Genomic DNA, 18,132 nt, shown 5'->3' on the forward strand with positions numbered 1-18,132 from the left:
CTCATGACCGACCCGACCCTCGAACCGCTCGCGCCGCCCGCCGACGCGCACCAACCCGCTGCCGCCGCACGCGGCGCACTTCCCGATGCACCGCCGTCGCACCGCCGGCGCCGCGTCGCGCTGCCGCTTGCCGCGATCGCGGCCGCCGCCGCGCTGCTCGCGATCGGCATCGTGCCACGGATCGATGCGCGCGCCGCGCAACGCACGCAGGTTACCGCGCAGCAGGCGCTGCCCGTGTCCGTGATCGTACCGGGCGCCGCACCTGCGGATCAGACGCTTACGTTGCCCGGCGCGGTGATGCCGTACGCGGAGGCGTCGATCTATGCGCGCACGAGCGGCTATATCGCACACTGGAGTGCCGATCTCGGCACGCACGTGAAGGCGGGCCAGACGCTCGCGCAGATCGCGGCGCCCGATCTCGACGCACAGCTGCGGCAGGCACGCGCCGACGCGGCGAGCGCGCAGGCGAACTACGACTATGCGAAATCGACCGCGCAGCGCTGGCAGGACATGCTGAAAACGCAGTCGGTATCGCAGCAGGACACCGACACGAAAGTCGCCGACATGAACGCGAAGCGCGCGATGCTCGCGTCCGCGCAGGCGAACGTCGCGCATCTCGCCGAACTCGTGTCGTACGAATCGGTCGCCGCGCCGTTCGACGGCGTGATCACCGCGCGCAACGTCGACGTCGGCACGCTCGTCACGGCCGGCGGCACGCCGGGCAGCCCGGGGCTGTCCGGCGAACTGTTTCATCTCGAACAGACCGACACGCTGCGCGTGTTCGTCGACGTGCCGCAGGACAGCGCGGCCGGCGTATCGGCCGGCACGCCGGTCTACCTGACCACGCAGCAGTATCCGGGGCGGCGATTTCCCGCGCGCGTCGCGCGCACCGCGGGCGCGATCGATCCCGTCACGCGCACGCTGCGCGTCGAGATCGACGTCGACAACCGCGACGGCGCGCTGATGCCCGGTGCATATGCGCAGGCGCATCTGGTCGTGCCGAGCGCGGCGCCCGCGCTCGAACTGCCCGTCAGCGCGCTGCTGTTCCGTCCGGATGGCGTGACCGTCGCGACCGTCGACGCGCACGGACGCACCGCGCTGAAGACCGTGCAGATCGGCCGAGACTTCGGCACGCGCGTCGAGATCGTCGCCGGGCTCGCGGCGACCGACCGCGTGATCGACAACCCGGGCGATGCGATCACGGCCGGCGAAGCGGTAAAGATCGTGTCGACCGCACATGAAGCGGTGCCGGTTGCGTCGTCGTCGGCTCACGCTCGGCCGACCGCTGCGGCCAATGCGGCGTCGAACGCGAACGTGCGCGCGATGCGCGCGGCCGCCGCGGCCGCGCAGGTTGCCGTGCCCGCGCGCAACTGACCCATCGACGACAACCTGCGAGGTGCCTGCCATGCGCATCCTTTCTCCGCTCCCGTTCGCGCGCCGCGTCGTCGCGCTCGGCATCGCCGCTGTGCTCGCCGGCTGTTCGACGCTGCCGCCCTATTCGCCCCCTTCGGTCGAGGTGCCCGCGCACTATGCGGGCGCGCAGGCCGGCTGGGACGTCGCCGCACCCGCCGATGCCGCACCGCGCGGCGCGTGGTGGACCGTGTTCGGCGACGCCGATCTGAACGCGCTCGAAGCGCGCGTCGACGTGTCGAACCAGACCGTGAAGCAAGCCGTTGCCGAGCTCCAACGGGCGCGCGCGATGGTCGACTATCAGCATGCGGGCTTTCTGCCGACGATCACGGCCGGCGTCGCGCAGAGCCGCGCGCGCGTGTCGCAGAACCGGCTCGGCTCGTCGCTCGCGGGCAAGACGACGCCCGACTATCAAGCCGGCGTCGCCGCAAGCTGGGAGCCCGACGTGTTCGGCCGCGTGCGCGATGCAGTGGCCGGCGCGCAGGCGAATGCGGACGCGAGCGCGGCCGACCTCGAAGCCGTGAAGCTGTCGGTCACTGCCGAACTGGCGACCGACTATTTCGCGCTGCGCTCGCTCGATACGCAGAAGCAGCTGCTCGACGATACCGTTCGCGCGTATACGGACGCGCTGACGCTGCTGAAGCAGCAACTCGCCGCCGGTGCGATCGACGCGTCGGCGGTCGCGCAGGCGCAGACGCAGCTCGAATCGACGCGCACGCAGGACACCGACATCGATGCGTCTCGCGCGCAGTTGCAGCACGCGATCGCGACGCTCGTCGGCGAAAGCGCGTCGACGTTCGCGCTGCCGCCGCGCGTGCAGACGTTCGACGTGCCGGCGATTCCGGCCGGCGTGCCGGCGCAGCTGCTAGAACGGCGGCCCGACATCGCGGCGGCCGAGCGCCGCGTCGCGGCCGCGAATGCGCAAATCGGCGAAGCGCGCGCCGCGTTCTTCCCCGATCTCGTGCTGTCGGCAAGCGCCGGGCTCGAAAGCGGCTTCTTCGCACCGTGGCTGTCCGCGCCGAGCCTGTTCTGGTCGCTCGGCCCGCAGCTCGCCGGCACGCTGTTCGATGGCGGCCGCCGCAGCGCGTCGCTGCGCGGCGCGCATGCGCAGTACGACGGCGCCGTCGCCGACTATCGGCAAACCGTGCTCGTCGCGTTTCAGCAGGTCGAGGATCAGTTGTCCGCACTCGACGCGCTCGCGTCCGAAGCGCGCAGTCAGCAGCGCGCGACCGATGCGGCCGACCTGTCGCTGAGGCTCACGACGAACCGCTTCAAAGCAGGCGCCGTCAGCTATCTGGATGTCGTGACCGCACAGACGATCGCGCTGACGAACCGCCGGCTCGCCGATCAGATCGCGGCCCGCCGGATGGAAGCGGCGGTCGCGCTGATGAAGGCGCTCGGCGGCGGCTGGCACGCCGGCGCCGACGCGGTGGCGAACGCCGCGATCGGTGCAGCCGCTACGAAGCCGGATGCTTGACGAACGTGAGGATGAAGCGCGTGCCGCTGCTGTCGCTTTCGACGCGCGCGGTGCCGCCGTGCAAGTCCATCACCGAGCGGACGATCGCGAGGCCGAGACCTGCCGCGCCACCCGGCACGCCGCCGCTGCGTGCCGGATCGCCGCGCACGAAGCGGTCGAAGATGCGCGGCAGCAGCGCGGGATCGATCGGCTCGCCGGGATTGGCGACGCTCACGTGCACCGCGTCGTCGGTCTCGTCGACACGCAGCGCGATCGTGCCGCCGGCCGGCGTATGGCGCAGCGCGTTCGCGAGCAGATTGCTGACCGCGCGGCGGAACAGTTCGAGATCGGCGGTCAGATGCCCGCTTCCGTCGACGTGCAGCGTGGAACCCGCTTCGTCGGCAAGCCCTTCGAAATAGCCGGCGATGCGTGCGAGCTCGTCGCGCACGTCGAATGCGCGCTGCCGCGTGACGAAGCCCGGATGTTCGGCGCGCGCGAGAAACAGCACGTTCTCGATCATCCGTGCGAGACGGTCGTACTCCTCGAGATTCGATTCGAGCAGCGCCTGATATTCGGCGACGGCACGCGGCCGTGCGAGCGCGACTTCGGTGGCGCCGCGCATGTTGTTCAGCGGTGTGCGCAGATCGTGCGCGAGATCGGCGCTGAATTGCGACAGATGGCCGAACGCCTGCTGCAGCCGGCCGAGCATCGCGTTCTGCGCGTCGACGAGCGCGCGCAGCTCGCGCGGTGCGCGCGACGCGTCGACGCGCATGTCGAGCTTGTCGACCGTAATCGCGCCCGTGTTCGCGACGATCTCGCGCAGCGGCGCGAGCGCCGTGCGGATCAGCCACACGCTGAGCAGCATCGCGAACAGCGCGCCGACGCCGCCCGCGATCTCGAGCGTGTCGCGATAGCCGTGCAGCAGTTCCGCGCGATCGCTCATGTTGCGCGCGACCGCGATGCGGATCTGCGACCGGTCGCGCAGCGCCGCATCGGTGACGACCCCGCGCACCGGCGTGCCGCCGTCGGCCGTCCACGATGCGATGCGGTCGACGGTGATGCGCTCGGTCGCTGGCACCGCCGCCGCGTGCGGCGGAAACAGGCCGGCCTCCGGCAGCACCGACGACGATCCGGCCGCCGCCGGCGCTGCGTCGCGCAGCTCGGCGAGTTCGGTGCGCTCGACGTTGTGACGCGCGAGCACGTGGCCGTCCGTATCGACGACGGCCATCGATAGCGCCTCGTTGCCGAGCACCTGGCTCGTCAGGCGATCCGCGTGCGCGCGCACCGCGTCGACGGACTCGAGTTCGCTCGCGAGCCGCCGCGCATGGCGCGCGGCGAGCACGATGTCGAGATCGTCCTGCGTGCTGACCTGCCGTTCGAGTCCTTTGTAGACATAGGTGCCGACGAGCCCGAACGCCGCGAGCGTTGTCGCGCCGAACGCGATCGCGAGCGTCGCGGTCAGCGAGCGGCCGCGCGTCATGCGCCGTCCTTCGGTTCGAGCACGTAGCCGACGCCGCGCACCGTGTGGATCAGCTTGATCGGGAAATCGTCGTCGACTTTCGCGCGCAGCCGCCGGATCGCGACTTCGACGACGTTCGTGTCGCTGTCGAAGTTCATGTCCCACACGTACGACGCGATCTGGGTGCGGCTCAGCACTTCGCCGTGCCGGCGCGCGAGCAGCTGCAGCAGCGAGAACTCGCGCGGCGTCAGGTCGATCCGCACCGCGCCGCGCTTCACGCGCCGCCGCACGACGTCGATGTCGAGATCGCCGACCGTGATCCGCTCGGTCTCGCGCGGCGGCCCGCGGCGCGCGAGCGTGCGCACGCGCGCGAGCAGTTCGACGAACGCAAACGGTTTGACGAGGTAATCGTCCGCGCCGAGTTCGAGCCCGTGCACGCGGTCCTGCACGTCGTCGCGCGCGGTCAGGAACAGCACCGGCGTCGTATGCGTGTCGCGCAGCCGCTTGAGCACGCCCCAGCCGTCGAGCACCGGCAGCATCACGTCGAGCACGATCACGTCGTACGACTCTTCCTGCGCGAGCAGCAACCCTTGCGCGCCGTCGGTCGCGAGATCGACGCTGAAGCCGGATTCCTCGAGCCCCTTCTTCAGATAGGCGCCGGTCTTCGGTTCGTCTTCCACTATCAGGATGCGCATGATCGGCTCCATCGCAGGCGGTTGGCGGAGATTCGGTGATGTTACCGGGAAAAATCGGGATACGGCGCCGGCCGGTGCGGCAGACCGGCGGACGGGCACATGCGACCGTCGGCCGCCGCGCTTCGGCAGCCGGGCGTGGTCGCGCGGCGGCACTACGCGCATTCGGCGGCGCGCCGCTCCGCGCACGTCGGCACCGGCCGCGCGCCCGGCAGCACGCCGGCATCCGGTACGCATCCGGTCGCGTCGCCGCGGCAATACGCGAATGGAAGCAAACCGATTCATCTGTCGCTCCGGATGCGGAAACGCGGACCGGTCGCGGCCGGCGGCCGCCGCTGCCGCGCACCGAGCACCGCGCGGCGCAGGCGAGCGAGACGGGATCGACCCGATTCGGTAACGGGATGAAACGAGCGTAGCCGGTGTCGCCTTACCGGCGCCCGACCCGAAGATGACAATTTCGTCATCTGTGCGCGCGCCGCGAACGGATCGCCTGCCGTTTCTTCGCCGGCCGGCATTTCGCGCCGCTCGGTCCGACACATTGCCCGACCTCGACACGCTCGCGCGCGCCGCGGCCGACGCCGACGACGGGTAGGTCGCGTATGTCGCCGGTGTCGACGCAGGCGCCCTCGACGAGCCGATCGATTTCACGTTCACGAGCGGCAAGCCGCCACGGATCCGGCACGGCGACATTCTGCAGCACGCGTGCCATCACGGCACGTATCATCGCGGCAAGGCGGATGTGCCGCTGCAGTTGCCCGCGTTCGTGCCGGGTCGCGATTCGGTGACCGATTTTCTCGAGAAGGGGTGTAACGCCCGTGGCGGCGTGGTCCTGAGTGCGGCGCACCGTGAGCTTGATGCCGGCTTACACGCATGAGTCATGCGACTGCGCGAACGCGGGCCGGCGACGCCCGCTCTCGCAAGCCGACTGATATCGATCGCGCATCCCGACCGAAACGGCCCGTCACCGCGCCGCATCCGGCGCCGCCTGCCGGCTACTGATATGAAAACGTGACGAACATCCGCGCGTTGACGGTTCCCGGCCCGACCTTCGGCTCGGTCTTCACGTACTTCACGGTAAACGGAATCAACAGCGTGTTATACGCGTTGGCCGTCCCGACCAGCCACTGGTTCGGATTGCCCTTCGTCGACGATTCCGGGCCGAACGCGATCGGCGTCGACGATTTATCGCGGAAGATCTGCAGACCGAACCCGCTCGCAGTCGAGCCCGGCCCAAGCGTGAGTGCCGTCGACAGGTTCGATCGATCGTTCGCATCCGTCAGCGTCGCATGAACGGCCAGCGTGGTATCGCATTTGAGACCGATTTCGAACGAAGAAGAAACGGCCGATGTCGCGCCGACTTCCTTGAAGTCGTACGTAATGACTCTCGGCAGCGTGACCGTCTGGCCGTCCCCCGCGACCACCTTGCAGCCCTGCGCCGCGACGGTGATCGGCACGCTGGCCAACGGAATATCGGCGGTCAGCGGCTTTCCGCTGCCGTCGATGATGGTGTACCTGCCGACGTTCTGTGTCGGGACCCGGTAGCTGCCGGTTGCGAGACGTCCGGTCACGACAAGCGCGGCTTTCACCGTGATGGACGTTTCCATTGACGAAGGGCTTGCCGCGCCGCCGTACGGCACATCGATTCCGCCTTCTTTCACGCCGGTTTCGGGGCCGCGGAAGGTCTGGATCAGAAGCGCATAGCCGACACCCGGAACGCCTGTTTCCCAGATGTCCGACACTTGTCCTCCGTTCCACACGTGCTGTACGCCGGGCACCACTTTTCCCAGCGACTGGAACCTGCCCTTCAGATTTTGGCAATCTGCATTGGTCGTCGGCTCGTTGAACTCGTAACGCCATCCGTTCACTTTCGCCGTTGCAGTCGGTGCAAGCAACGATCCGTGCTGCACCGCGTCCGCCGGCCCGGAGAACGATAGCGCGGAAATGCCGATCACGTTCGACGTCACGGTCCACCGGGCGGCCGTACAAGCCGCGAGCGCCTGCTGGCCATGGACCAGCAGAACGGCCAGCGACGCGTACTTCAGCATCTGCAGCAGACGCTTCAAATCCTTGCGCATAATGCCCCTCGGCGTACACACTTTCGTTGATCGAGCGATCGGGTTGGCTCGCGGCCGATCGCAATGTCGCATTCGCACGCGCGACGGCGTGCGCCGCGGTCACGCGCCGGACGTCGTGCGGTTCGACAGCGCCGGCGCGTAATCGGCAGCGGGCGCCGCGGCGCATGGCAAATCGAGGCTCTGCGGCGGCTGATAGCCGGAAGTTCGCTTGCGCACCGGCAGCGCGTACGACAACCGGCACGCGGATGCCGAGTCGGCTGTGCCCCACGTGACGGTAAGCTCGCCTTGATCCGCGAGGCCGCGCGCGAAGATCTTTCCGCCCTGCCCGACGATGCCGACGTCCGCGCCCTTGCCGTCCTTCACCGCCGCACCGAACGGCAACGGCGTGCCGTCGGGCCGACGCGCGCGAATCACCGCGGAGCGGCCGTATACGGTCTTGAACGTCACCATCGGCACCGCGCCTGCGAGCGGCGCGACACGCTGGCTGGTTTCCCGCAGCTCGACGTCCGTCGACAGCCCCTTCGGGTCGATCGTGATGTCGTTGATCGAGAACGGCGACAGATACGGGACGATCGCGTAACCGTTGCGATCGACCTGCACACCGGTCGAGTTCGTGATCCGCGCGCCGGCCGCATGCGGTGCCGACACGATCGCGAACGTCTCGCCGACCGGCTGCGACAGCGTGACGCCGCCCGGATGCGCGACAACCGCGCCGCGCACGCCGACCGAGTACTGCTGATAGTCGGCGCTCGCGCCCATGCTGCCGCTCAGTTCGGCCAGCGCGCCGCGATACGTGAAGTTCGCACCGCCGCTCGTCTGCGAATTGCCGAAGCCCGAGCGGTGCATCACGTTGACGCCGTATGCGAGCTTGCCGTCCGTACCGGCCGACCCCGACAGCGAGGTCTGCCATTGCGTCGACCCACGCGAATCGTGGCTGAAGTTCGTCGACACGATGGCCGGCCGCGTGCGGCCGAGCGGAATCGACAGCCCCGCATAGATCATCGTGCTCGATCCTGCGAACGCATTGCGCTGGCGCGTGGCCGACACGGTATACGCGATGTTGCGGAACGTGTTGTTGTAGCCGATCGTGTAATCGACGTCGGAGCCGCTGCGGTTCCAGTACGTGGCCGCCGATACGGTCGCGTTCACGCTGCCCCACGTGTCGCCGAACTGCTGGCTCAGCGTCAGCGATGCGCGATTGCGCTGCCGGTAGAGGCTCGACGAGCGGATGTCGGAGGCCGCCTGATCCCGCGCGCGCATCGCGTCGTTCAGCCCGAAGAAGCCGTTCGTCGAATAGCGGTACGCGGCGATCGCGATGTTCGTCCCGGTGGCGGCGACCGTCTTCGCATAGCTCACACGGACGCTTTGTCCCGAGTAGCGACGCTCGCCGGGCACCTGCGTGCTCGCGTGCGTGACGTCGGCGCCGATCGCGCCGAGCGACGTGTTCAGCACGCCGCCCAGCATTGCAGACACGTAGCCTTCGGCCACCGTCACGCCGCCGTAGCCGGTGAGCGTGTTCGTGAACCCGCGCTGCCACGTCGCCTGCATGAACAGCGGCGACGTGTTGTCGAGGTTGCGAACCGCGCCGGCCGTGAAGCTGTAGCGGTTCTGCCCCGGACGCAGCGACAGCGGGATCGCCGCGAACGGCACCGAGAACGCGTGGACGGAGCCGTCCGCTTCCGTCACGGTCACATGCAGATCGCCGCCGTAGCCGGTCGGGTACAGATCGTCGATCACGAACGCGCCCGGCGCGACCGTCGTTTCGTACAGCCGCATCCCGTTCTGCGTGATCGTGACCTTCGCGTTCGAGTTCGCGACGCCGCGCACGACCGGCGCATAACCGCGCTGGGATTCCGGCAACATCCGGTCGTCGGTGTACAGCCGAACACCGCGGAACGACGTCGAATCGAACAGATCGCCGGACGTATACGTATCGCCGACAACGAACTGCGACGACCAGCGCGCGACATCGCGCTGCAAATAGGTCGCGACGTTCTGATAGCGCTGCCCGCCGCGATCGTCCCAGCTGAACGAACCGTTGTGCCGGAAATGCCAGCGCTGCACGTTCAGGCCGCCGTCGAGACCGACGTAGCCCTGCGTGTTGCCGTGCCCGCCGCGCATCTGCGAGTGGTAGGTGTTCGCGTTGTAGCCGAGCATCGCGACCGGCACGCCGGCCGTCCACTGATCGGGACTCACGTACCCGCGCGCGCTGCGGCGCATCGCGATCTGCGGAATGCTCAGATCGAGCCGTTGCTCGCTGAAGTCGAAACTGACGGACGCGTCGGGAATGATCTGGCCGATACGCAGGCACGCCTCTTCCTGCTCGAACGTCGCGCGAATGTCCTTCGGCAGGCGTGCACGATCGACGCCGATCCGGTCGAGCAGCGCGCGGTCGAAGCACGGCTGCGCGTCGGGCGTGTTCGGGGCGGCCTTGAACGGAACGTCGGCGCGGCCGACCCAGCGGCCGTCGACGTAGATGTCCGGCGTATAGCGGCCCGGCCGCACGACGTTGCCGCGCCCGTAGCGCGACACGTCGATCGCGCCGGCACCTTGCAGAAACGCGCTCTCGAATTCGACCTGTGCAAACTCCGTCTGCGCGACCTGGAACGTTTCACCGGGCTCGCCGGCACGCGCCTGCGCCTGCCATCCCGCGATAATGGTGAGAAGCAGTGCGCAGATAGGCTTCAGACGCGGCTGGTTGTCTAGCCTCCGATCCATGACTTGCTTCTCCATATTCACCACGCCCTTGTTTCGATTCGGTTGTATCGGCCGGGCAGACCCGTGCGGGCCTAACCGGTTGCGAACGGGTCACGCCGTGCGGTCATTGCGCGACATCGGACTGATGGGCATGACTCGCGCCCCAGTCGTCCATGCTGCTGAACACGACCTTGCCGGCCGTAACGTCGGCGGACAGTGCGCCGTCGATCGGGAACGATGCGGTCTCGCCGGGCCGCACGAAGCCGACTCCCGCCTCGAGCGTCTTGCCGTTCGCGACGAGCGCGATGCCGGACAGGTTGACAACGTAAGGGGTCGGGTTGGTCGCTTCGAGCACCGGACGACGCTCGGCATCGGCCGCGATCCGCCATTTCAGTTGCGACGGCGCGTCGAGCGCATTGCCGGACAGCCCGGCCGGCCGGTACATCAGCTTCACGCGTGTGCGGAACGCGAGCTGCAGCCGGTTCGCGTCCTCATCGACCGCCGCTTTCGGCGGCACGTCGAGCACGTTCAGCCAGAACAGCGACTCCTTGTCGGCCGGCAACGGCTCTCCGGTGTGGAGGATCCGCAGCGTCTGGCCCTTGCCGCCTTCGATGCGGAAAATCGACGGGGTAATCACGAACGGGACGTCGATGCTCTCCGGGGCAGCACGTTCGTCGCCCCTGTCGATCCACGTCTGAACCAGCGCCGGACGCTTGCCGTCGTTGGTCATCTGGATCGTGACTTCCTTCTCGTTCGCGTCGAACACCACGCGCGTGCCGGACAGCGTCACGCTCGCGTGTGCAAACGAAAAGCTCAGCGCGAACGTCATCCACGCGAGCAGGTGGCGGTAGGAACGTGCGTTCATCTTTCCTCTCCTGTCATTGGTACTGCGAATCAACTGCTTGTCACGCATTCGAAAGAGCCGACGCCGACCGGCCGCGCGAGGCGGCCGGCAACGTCAATCGACGCGTCGCGGATCAGGGATACGTGAGCGAGTACGTGACGTTCGAATTGGCCGAGCCGCCGGTGACCGGACCGGTCGCGACGTACTGCGCCGCGAATTGCAGCGTCGCAGTGCCGGTGCCGTCGAGCGCGGTGTCGATGTCGGCGACCTGCACGCCCTGCATGCCGGTGTCGGCGCCGATCTTGATCGGCTGGTACTTGTCGTTCAGGATCGCGATCTCGACGCCCTTCGCGGCATCGTCACCCGTCAGCTTCAGACGGCCGTTGCCATTGACGGTCGGCCCCGGTTCGAACGCGACCGACACCTTCTTCACCGGCGCCGGAATCACGGTCGTGCCGTCTTCGCCCTTCTTGTCGGTGGTGCAGCCCGACAGCGCGAGCGTGAACGGCGTACGGCCGGCCGTTGCACCGACGGTCGCCAGCTGGTTCGTCGCTGCGCGCGGCAGCTGCACGGTCAGATCGTTCGTGCCGCCGTTGATCTTGCAGGTGGACGCGACCACCGAGCCCTGGAAGGTGATCGTGCCTTCCGACGCGTGTGCCGCGTTCATCGCGACGAATGCCAGACCGGCTGCCGCCGTCAGGAGTGAATATTTGGTCATAGAGATTTCCAGTTTCTATCGGTCAATAAAAAATCGACGGTATTCGTCGACCAAGCGAAGTAAATCGAAAGACTTCGTTATTCAATCAGTCAATAACTCACGCCATCCATCACCTCCCATGCGCCCGTCACGACAGCGCGCCACTCCCGATTCAATCGGTTTCTTCATAATTTCCCACCGATCATGGCGATAAATCGCCAAGCCCGAGATTCATTGCACATTCGATCAGCGCGACATCGGTCTTTGCACCGAGTTTTTTCATCGCGGACGTTTTCTGCGCACTGATCGTCTGTTTACCCTTCTTCAACTGCACCGCAATTTCGCCGACCGATAGTCCGGACAAGTAAAGCCGGATAATTTCGATTTCGCGCGGCGACAGTTTTGCGATGCGGTCGCCGTTTTCGGTCGACGCATGTTCCAGCGCGGACCGCACTTTCGGCGACAGATACTGACCGCCGCCATAACCCATGTGGATCGCGGTGACGATATGATTGACTTCGTCGAACTTGCTGACGATGCTCGACACGCCGCTTTGCAGAATCGCATGCGCAAGAACGGGGCTTTCATGTCTTAGCAACGTCACGATCGCCATATCCGGAAACGTGCGCTTCAGATAACCGAGCAATGCCAGTCCTTCAAGATTTCCGCTGCCGCGAATCGAATAATCGAGCAGCACGACATCGCATCGCACGTTCTGCAGCGTTTCGATCAGCTCATCGGTACTTCTGCACAGTGCGGCAAGTTCGATTGCGCCTGAGTGGATCGCAACGTATTCCATTCCGGCGAGCATCAACGGCCGGTCGTTTGCAATCACGGTTCGAACGCTGAATTTATCCATGATGGTCCCCGTACAGCGATGCGGACCATCATCTCGACATGTCCGCTACATCGCAGCCGCCGATCCACATGAAGTTGTTTTGAATGCGGATCGACCGAGCGAATACTATCAATCCGTTTACAGGATGGATATGGGACAGATGCTCGATTTTTGAATAATCGATAAGACTTGTACTAACGCCGCGCAGGACCGCACCAAGCCGTATTTTCGGGAAAGCAGTCGAATGACCAGTACCGGCCGCACCGATTACCAGCGCCGATATACGGAGGATCGCCACGAAATCGGACACGTCCTAATTAATCTCAATATTTCGAGCAATCGTCCCATTTCCCTCGTGGAGACGCATTGCTAAGATCGCCGGCACGGCGATCGCGGCACCGATTCTCACGTGCATGCGATCGGCATTCATCCACCCGCCCGATCCCCCGGCTTGAAAAGGGAGTCGACTCATACGAACGCCACGGCATTGTCCAGGCAGTTCCCGGATCCGGATTTCCAGGACGTTCGTCATCCTACTTGCCAGGCAGCCCATGAACATCATGCTCCGTATCATTCGCCCTGCGCTCGTCGTAGCGGCGCTCATCCATTCTTCGCTTGCGCTCAGTGCGAGCATCTATGCGTTCGGCAATGCCGAAATGACCGCACCCACCGGTATCGGCGTCGGCACCGTGTTCGCCCGCTACACGCTCACACCGAACGATGTATGCGGAAAGCCCGTTTGCACCATCACGCAGGTGCTTCGGTACAACAAAGGCAGCATCTGGGGTTCCCCGACGACGAGCGATTCGCTCGAAACGAATGTGCCGGGCGTCTCGGTGCAGGTCGTCCTCGACGGGAAGGTGGTCAAAGAGCGATTCAGCGGGCGTTTCTCCGGCACCGGCGAGGTTCAGTTGCTCCGGAACAGTGCGCCCATATCGAGCGGGAAATTCGCGAGCGGGTCGTTCAACACCTATTACCTCCTGACTTACGACGACGGATCGTGGGCAGGCACGAACACGTCGATCTATCTGAACGGCAGCGTCCGGGCCATCGCCGGCGCATGCAAGATTCCGGAGGAGACGGTCCTGATGCCGACCGTCTATACGTCGCAATTCAAGGGCGTCGGTTCATCGATCGGCAAGACGCCGTTTCAGATCCGCGTGAACGATTGCCCAGCCGGTTTCAATCGCGTGGAATTCGGCTTTTACCCGACACAAGGCGTCGTTTCCGCCATACCCGGCACGCTGCAACTGGCACCCGGTTCCACGACCGCGGGCATCGGCGTGCAACTGACCGACGAAGCGGGGACGCCGGTCACGTTCCAGTCTCCTCAATTGCTGAGCGCTTACGACCGAACCGTCGGCGGAAACTATTCGATTCCGATGACGGCGTCTTACGTGCAGACCGAACCGAGCATGCAACCGGGCCCCGTCAACGCGACGATGGTCGTGCTGCTCAATTATCTTTAATCGGGCCGGACGCCTGTTTTTCTGCCGATCCCGTTTCATCCGATTCGACTAGAATGTCCGGCTCCGCCGACCGAGCGATCGCTCGGTATCGGTGTTGCTGCCGTCGCGTCATTCGATGACACCGATCGTTCGTCCGGCCGTACCGACAGACGATCGCACACGGCACGCTGACGTTCGCGGCAGCACGACACCTGCGCTGCCTCCATCGACCTCCGCCGGCGTTCGCAGCTGTCGAGCGCGCTGCCGGCACGGAACGCGTGATGCCCAGGAAAAAATCCGGCGTTCGGTTATGGCCTTTCGACCTGCGCGGCATCGCGACCGCCGCCCGGCCGAAGAAGAAACCCGCGCGGCCCGCGACGTCGGTCGCGCGCGCGGGCGCTGTGCGAACCGCCAAACGCGCGGCCGCGGCGCCCGCCGCCCGCACGTCGGTACGCGACGCACCCGGCACCTGGCTACGCTCGTTTCATTCGGCGCGCCCGGCCGCCGGACAGCTGATCAATCATCTTGCGTATGCGTTGTATCTGCCCGCCTCGGCCGCTGCCGCAGCCGGGCCGACGCGCGGTGCGATGCCGCTCGTCGTGATGCTGCACGGATGCAAGCAGACCGCCGAGTCGTTCGCGGCCGGCACGCGCATCTGCCGCGTCGCGGAGCGCGCCGGATTTGCGGTGCTGTTTCCCGAACAGGCAAAAACCGCGCATGCGCAACGCTGCTGGAACTGGCATGGCGACGCGTCGCAGTCGGAGGCACCGGCGATCGCGTCGCTGATCGATGCGGTCGCCCGCGAGCGTGCGATCGACCGCGACCGCATCTATCTGGCCGGCATGTCGGCCGGCGCCGGGCTCGCGGCGCGGCTCGCGATCCGCTATCCCGATCTGTTCGCGGCCGTCGGGCTGCATTCGGGCCCGGCGATCGCGCCGCCGTTGTCGACGATGGCCGCGGTCGGTCTGATGCGCCGCGGTCTGCGCGACGACCCGATCGGCGTCGCGGACGCATGCGCGGACGCTGCCGCATATCCCGGGATGCCGGCGCTGATCGTGCACGGCGCCCTCGATGCGGTCGTGGCCGACCGCAATGCGGCGCAGCTCGGCCTCGCGTTCGCGCGGCTGAACCGGCTCGTCGACGAACACGGCGCGCCGCGCGTCGGCGAGCAGCGCACGTACGTCGAAGGGGACGCCGAATACACCGACTATCTGCGCGCCGGCCGCGCGATCGTCCGGGTGTGCGTCGTGCGCCGGCTCGCGCATGCGTGGAGCGGCGGCGATCCGCGCGAGCCGTTCCACTCGGCTACCGGGCCCGATGCGACCGCGATGTTCTGGAATTTCTTTCGGCGGCGCCGCCGCGCGCGGCCGCCGGCCCGCCTGTCGCGCACGCGAAGCGAACCGCGCGTGCGCACAGCAGGTAAGCTTGCGCGTTGAGCCGCCGAACGCCGCGTCGCCACGCGCGCCGAGCGGTACGACGACCGCCCTGTTCCGACTATGCAGACGCCCACGACGCCTTCCGAATCGCCCGCCGCCACGCATTCGTGGTGGGGAGTATGGGCCTTGGCCCTGTCCGCCTTCATTTTCAATACCACCGAGTTCGTACCGGTCGCGCTGCTCGGTGCGATCGGCGACAGCCTTCATATGGCGCCAACCGACGTCGGATTAATGCTGACGATCTACGCGTGGACCGTTGCGCTCACGTCGCTGCCCCTCACGCTGCTGACGCGCAAGGTCGAGCGCCGCCGGCTGCTCGTCGCGGTATTCGCGCTGTTCATTGCGAGCCATGTCGTGACCGGCGTCGCGTGGAATTTCCCGCTGCTCGTCATCGGCCGGCTCGGCATCGCCGGCGCGCACGCGGTGTTCTGGTCGATCTCGATCGCGCTCGCGGTCCGGCTCGCACCGCCCGACAAGAAAAGCCGCGCGCTCGGGCTGATCGCGACCGGCACCGCGATCGCGATGGTGGCCGGCATCCCGCTCGGCCGCGTGATCGGCGAGACGCTCGGCTGGCGGATGACGTTCCTCGCCATCGCCGCCACGGCGGTCGTCCCGCTGCTGATGCTGCGCTTTACGCTGCCTGAGCTGCCGAGCCAGCGCACCGGCTCGCTCGCAAGCGTTCCGGCGCTGCTGCGCAATCCGGCGCTGATCCTGCTGTACGCGATCACGATCCTCGTCGTGTCCGCGCACTTCACGTCGTACACGTATATCGAGCCGTTCGTCCGCCACGTGAATCATGCGAGCGAGAACCGGATCACGTACATCCTCGTGCTGTTCGGCGCGGCCGGCATTCCGGCGGCCGTCTGCTTCAACCGCCTGTTTCCGGCAAGGCCAGCGCAATTCCTGCTCGGATCGATCGTCGCGACGTCGACGTGCCTGCTGATCCTGTTCCCAAGCGCGCTCACGATCGTCACGCTGTCGGCGCACACGGTCGCATGGGGTGGCGCGATCATCTGCTTCGGTCTCGCGATGCAGGCGTGGGTGCTGAAGCTCGCGCCCGATGCGACCGACCTCGCGATGTCGATCTATTCGGCGCTGTACAACGTCGGGATCGGCGGCGGCGCGCTGCTCGGCAACCACATCGCGAACGATTTCGGGCTGCCGTGGATCGGCACGTTCGGCGGACTGCTCGGCGGGCTCGGGGCCGCGCTCTGCTGGCTCGCGTTGCGGCTGCATGCGCGGCGCGCGGCCGCGGTTGCCGATGCCGCCGCCGCGTCCGGGTCCGCTCGGGCAGCATCGCATCCTGCAACGCCTGCCGCCGATTGATCGCCGGATCGCGGGCGGCCGGCAACGCCGCGCGTGACGGCCGCATCTGACGGAAAAAGCGCACCGATCACGCTCGCGCGACCGCCTTCGTCGTCGGGCAGTTGCGGCTGCCCGCGCGCGAACGCCGGTGCGATCGCGGCCGTCAGCGCGACCGCGATCGCGAACCTCGCCGCACGCATCGTCGTTCCGCGCGGCATCACTGGACACTCGCCGCGCTTCCGGACGTCGACGCGGCTGCCGTCGCGGTGCGCTGCTCGCCGTGCGCGATCGCATACAGCTCGCGATTGCGCGCGATCGTCTGTGCACTCGGCGGATAGTCCCAGTTCGACGTCGGCACGGTGCCGTCGCGTTCGGCCTGGACGAGATCGGCAATCACCTCGGCGCGCGTGAGTCCGGACGACGAGGTCTGGGCGAACGCGACGGCCGGCGCTCCGACGACGGCTGCCAGTGCGACGGCGGCAATCAGCTTGCGGTTCATGATGGCACTCCCGAGAACGGTTCGATGGGGACGCATCGACGATGCGCCGTCGACGGGACCGGATGCGGTTCACCGTCCGACGCTTCCATTCTCGCGATCGCGGCGCACGCGACGCTGACCGCCGAATGACGATTCTGTAATCCGGCGTGCGGCGTACCGGATAGCGGCTTCCGACGCTCGCGCGCGGCCGGTCCGGCGTCGCGTCGCGCATGCGCGCTCGCCGCAGTCGGCTGCAAGCGCGCGCGTAGCCGCGTGTTCGCCGCCGGTATTGCGGCGGCGGCATCGTCGTTTACGCCCGTGTCGCGCGCGGCGCTTGGTCCGCGCGCACGGCGGCGTTGCCGTCGGACGCCGGCTGGAACGCAAACTCCTGGCCGCGCGACTCGCGCGACGCGATCACCGCGACGAACGCCGGCAGCGCCATCACGATCGCGTAGCCGGCGACGAAGATCGCCGAGCCCGTATAGCTGACGAGCAGCGTGCCGACGATCGGCGCGATCGAGCCGCCGAGCACCGACGCGAGCTGATAGCTCGTCGACAGCGCGGTGAAGCGCACGCGCGTCGGGAACAATTCGGCCATGTACGCGGCCATCGGCCCGAGAATGACGCCGTGGCAGGTCAGGCACGCAATCAGCGCAAGCTGCAGATGCGCATAGTCGCTGCCCGGCGACAGCGTGAACAGCGAACACCCGGCGACCGCCGCGCCGATCAGGCCGGCGACCAGCACCGGGCGCCGTCCGATCCGGTCGGACACATGTGCAGCGATGAGGATCACGACGACCTCGATCGCCGACGCCCACATCAGCGCGGACAGCGCCTGCGGCCGGCTGAAGTGCAGATAGCCGGTCGCGAGCCCAAGCGCGAACGTCGAAAACAGATAGAGGAACGTGTTTTCCGCGGCCTTCACGAAGAACGCACGCGCCATCTGCCGCCAGTTGCCCGCACACGCTTCGCGCAGCGACGCGCGCTCGACCGTCCGATGCGCGGCCGCGAGCTCGGCGAACGCTGCCGATTCCTCGACGCGCCGCCGCGTCCAGAAGCCGACGATCACGAGCAGCGCGGAGATGAAGAACGGGATCCGCCACGCCCAGTCGACGAACGCCGTATCGCCGTAGAACCGCTGCACCATCCCGATCACGAACGCGGTCAGCACGTTGGCGAGCGGGCCCGCGAACATCGTGAAACTCGTCCAGAAACCGCGCTGCGTGCCGGGCATCGACTCGGCGATCATCAGGATCGCGCCGGTTGCCTCGCCGCCGACCGCGATGCCCTGCACGAT

16 protein-coding genes are annotated in these 18,132 nt (G+C 67.1%); 5 read left to right on the forward strand and 11 right to left on the reverse strand.

What is annotated here, in order from left to right; translation table 11 throughout:
* The first annotated feature begins 3 nt into the window (after window positions 1–3).
* Entirely contained in the window at window positions 4–1,374 is a 1,371-nt protein-coding gene (locus HMPREF3115_RS07845; protein ID WP_070554000.1) for an efflux RND transporter periplasmic adaptor subunit, read from the forward strand.
* Between the two features lie 31 nt (window positions 1,375–1,405).
* Window positions 1,406–2,887 carry an efflux transporter outer membrane subunit gene (locus tag HMPREF3115_RS07850; RefSeq protein ID WP_070554002.1) on the forward strand — a complete coding sequence of 494 codons (1,482 nt, stop codon included), beginning with the start codon at window positions 1,406–1,408 and terminating at the stop codon, window positions 2,885–2,887.
* Here the strand turns inward: HMPREF3115_RS07850 and HMPREF3115_RS07855 are convergent.
* From HMPREF3115_RS07855 to HMPREF3115_RS30785, 9 genes are all read right to left on the reverse strand, one after another.
* On the reverse strand, window positions 2,868–4,346 hold the full coding sequence (locus tag HMPREF3115_RS07855; RefSeq protein ID WP_070554005.1) for a heavy metal sensor histidine kinase: 1,479 nt from the start codon (window positions 4,344–4,346) through the stop codon (window positions 2,868–2,870). The two genes, HMPREF3115_RS07850 and HMPREF3115_RS07855, sit on opposite strands and share 20 nt — an antisense overlap.
* The gene (locus tag HMPREF3115_RS07860) at window positions 4,343–5,020 is read right to left on the reverse strand and encodes a heavy metal response regulator transcription factor (RefSeq protein ID WP_006399064.1); all 678 of its coding nucleotides are present in this window, start codon (window positions 5,018–5,020) and stop codon (window positions 4,343–4,345) included. Before HMPREF3115_RS07860 ends, HMPREF3115_RS07855 begins: the two co-directional genes overlap by 4 nt.
* Window positions 5,021–5,477: 457 nt before the next feature.
* Window positions 5,478–5,861 (reverse strand): hypothetical protein, encoded by a 384-nt coding sequence (locus HMPREF3115_RS32260; RefSeq protein WP_227747510.1) that lies wholly within the window; start codon window positions 5,859–5,861, stop codon window positions 5,478–5,480.
* Between the two features lie 148 nt (window positions 5,862–6,009).
* Entirely contained in the window at window positions 6,010–7,092 is a 1,083-nt protein-coding gene (locus HMPREF3115_RS07870) for a fimbrial protein (protein ID WP_006399068.1), read from the reverse strand.
* Window positions 7,093–7,191: 99 nt separating this feature from the next.
* Entirely contained in the window at window positions 7,192–9,810 is a 2,619-nt protein-coding gene (locus HMPREF3115_RS07875) for a fimbria/pilus outer membrane usher protein (RefSeq protein ID WP_070554023.1), read from the reverse strand.
* Between the two features lie 103 nt (window positions 9,811–9,913).
* On the reverse strand, window positions 9,914–10,654 hold the full coding sequence (locus HMPREF3115_RS07880) for a fimbrial biogenesis chaperone (protein ID WP_006399070.1): 741 nt from the start codon (window positions 10,652–10,654) through the stop codon (window positions 9,914–9,916).
* 112 nt (window positions 10,655–10,766) lie between these two features.
* The gene (locus HMPREF3115_RS07885) at window positions 10,767–11,351 is read right to left on the reverse strand and encodes a fimbrial protein (RefSeq protein WP_006399071.1); all 585 of its coding nucleotides are present in this window, start codon (window positions 11,349–11,351) and stop codon (window positions 10,767–10,769) included.
* 181 nt (window positions 11,352–11,532) lie between these two features.
* Window positions 11,533–12,189, reverse strand: a complete 657-nt coding sequence (locus HMPREF3115_RS07890; protein WP_006409274.1) for a LuxR C-terminal-related transcriptional regulator — start codon at window positions 12,187–12,189, stop codon at window positions 11,533–11,535.
* A gap of 28 nt (window positions 12,190–12,217) precedes the next feature.
* Window positions 12,218–12,478: a hypothetical protein gene (locus HMPREF3115_RS30785; protein ID WP_125902333.1), complete on the reverse strand. Its 261-nt coding sequence runs from the start codon at window positions 12,476–12,478 to the stop codon at window positions 12,218–12,220.
* 241 nt (window positions 12,479–12,719) lie between these two features.
* Between HMPREF3115_RS30785 and HMPREF3115_RS07895 the strand changes: the two genes are divergently transcribed.
* From HMPREF3115_RS07895 to HMPREF3115_RS07905, 3 genes are all read left to right on the forward strand, one after another.
* The gene (locus HMPREF3115_RS07895) at window positions 12,720–13,637 is read left to right on the forward strand and encodes a fimbrial protein (protein WP_006399073.1); all 918 of its coding nucleotides are present in this window, start codon (window positions 12,720–12,722) and stop codon (window positions 13,635–13,637) included.
* Between the two features lie 260 nt (window positions 13,638–13,897).
* Complete coding sequence (locus tag HMPREF3115_RS07900) at window positions 13,898–15,052, forward strand: extracellular catalytic domain type 1 short-chain-length polyhydroxyalkanoate depolymerase (RefSeq protein ID WP_053299039.1); 1,155 nt, start codon at window positions 13,898–13,900, stop codon at window positions 15,050–15,052.
* Between the two features lie 60 nt (window positions 15,053–15,112).
* Window positions 15,113–16,378, forward strand: coding sequence for a sugar transporter (locus tag HMPREF3115_RS07905; RefSeq protein ID WP_070554009.1), 1,266 nt, complete (start codon window positions 15,113–15,115; stop codon window positions 16,376–16,378).
* A gap of 196 nt (window positions 16,379–16,574) precedes the next feature.
* Here the strand turns inward: HMPREF3115_RS07905 and HMPREF3115_RS07910 are convergent, their stop codons facing one another.
* Together HMPREF3115_RS07910 and HMPREF3115_RS07915 are read right to left on the reverse strand one after the other, a co-directional pair.
* Window positions 16,575–16,856: a DUF4148 domain-containing protein gene (locus HMPREF3115_RS07910; RefSeq protein WP_006409282.1), complete on the reverse strand. Its 282-nt coding sequence runs from the start codon at window positions 16,854–16,856 to the stop codon at window positions 16,575–16,577.
* A gap of 289 nt (window positions 16,857–17,145) precedes the next feature.
* Window positions 17,146–18,132, reverse strand: a 987-nt coding sequence (locus HMPREF3115_RS07915) for an MFS transporter (protein WP_256276103.1), incomplete at its 5' end; no start/stop codon positions are given.

Origin of the sequence: Burkholderia sp. HMSC10F09 (genome assembly GCF_001806955.1) — a bacterium.
GTDB lineage: Bacteria > Pseudomonadota > Gammaproteobacteria > Burkholderiales > Burkholderiaceae > Burkholderia > Burkholderia multivorans.

What these genes read in the sequence shown, in the direction of transcription:
- HMPREF3115_RS07845 (WP_070554000.1), top strand. Translation starts at nt 4, where the DNA reads ATGACCGACCCGACCCTCGAACCGCTCGCGCCGCCCGCCGACGCGCAC.
- HMPREF3115_RS07850 (WP_070554002.1), top strand. Translation starts at nt 1,406, where the DNA reads ATGCGCATCCTTTCTCCGCTCCCGTTCGCGCGCCGCGTCGTCGCGCTC.
- HMPREF3115_RS07855 (WP_070554005.1), bottom strand. Translation starts at nt 4,346, where the DNA reads ATGACGCGCGGCCGCTCGCTGACCGCGACGCTCGCGATCGCGTTCGGC.
- HMPREF3115_RS07860 (WP_006399064.1), bottom strand. Translation starts at nt 5,020, where the DNA reads ATGCGCATCCTGATAGTGGAAGACGAACCGAAGACCGGCGCCTATCTG.
- HMPREF3115_RS07870 (WP_006399068.1), bottom strand. Translation starts at nt 7,092, where the DNA reads ATGCGCAAGGATTTGAAGCGTCTGCTGCAGATGCTGAAGTACGCGTCG.
- HMPREF3115_RS07875 (WP_070554023.1), bottom strand. Translation starts at nt 9,810, where the DNA reads ATGGATCGGAGGCTAGACAACCAGCCGCGTCTGAAGCCTATCTGCGCA.
- HMPREF3115_RS07880 (WP_006399070.1), bottom strand. Translation starts at nt 10,654, where the DNA reads ATGAACGCACGTTCCTACCGCCACCTGCTCGCGTGGATGACGTTCGCG.
- HMPREF3115_RS07885 (WP_006399071.1), bottom strand. Translation starts at nt 11,351, where the DNA reads ATGACCAAATATTCACTCCTGACGGCGGCAGCCGGTCTGGCATTCGTC.
- HMPREF3115_RS07890 (WP_006409274.1), bottom strand. Translation starts at nt 12,189, where the DNA reads ATGGATAAATTCAGCGTTCGAACCGTGATTGCAAACGACCGGCCGTTG.
- HMPREF3115_RS07895 (WP_006399073.1), top strand. Translation starts at nt 12,720, where the DNA reads ATGAACATCATGCTCCGTATCATTCGCCCTGCGCTCGTCGTAGCGGCG.
- HMPREF3115_RS07900 (WP_053299039.1), top strand. Translation starts at nt 13,898, where the DNA reads ATGCCCAGGAAAAAATCCGGCGTTCGGTTATGGCCTTTCGACCTGCGC.
- HMPREF3115_RS07905 (WP_070554009.1), top strand. Translation starts at nt 15,113, where the DNA reads ATGCAGACGCCCACGACGCCTTCCGAATCGCCCGCCGCCACGCATTCG.
- HMPREF3115_RS07910 (WP_006409282.1), bottom strand. Translation starts at nt 16,856, where the DNA reads ATGAACCGCAAGCTGATTGCCGCCGTCGCACTGGCAGCCGTCGTCGGA.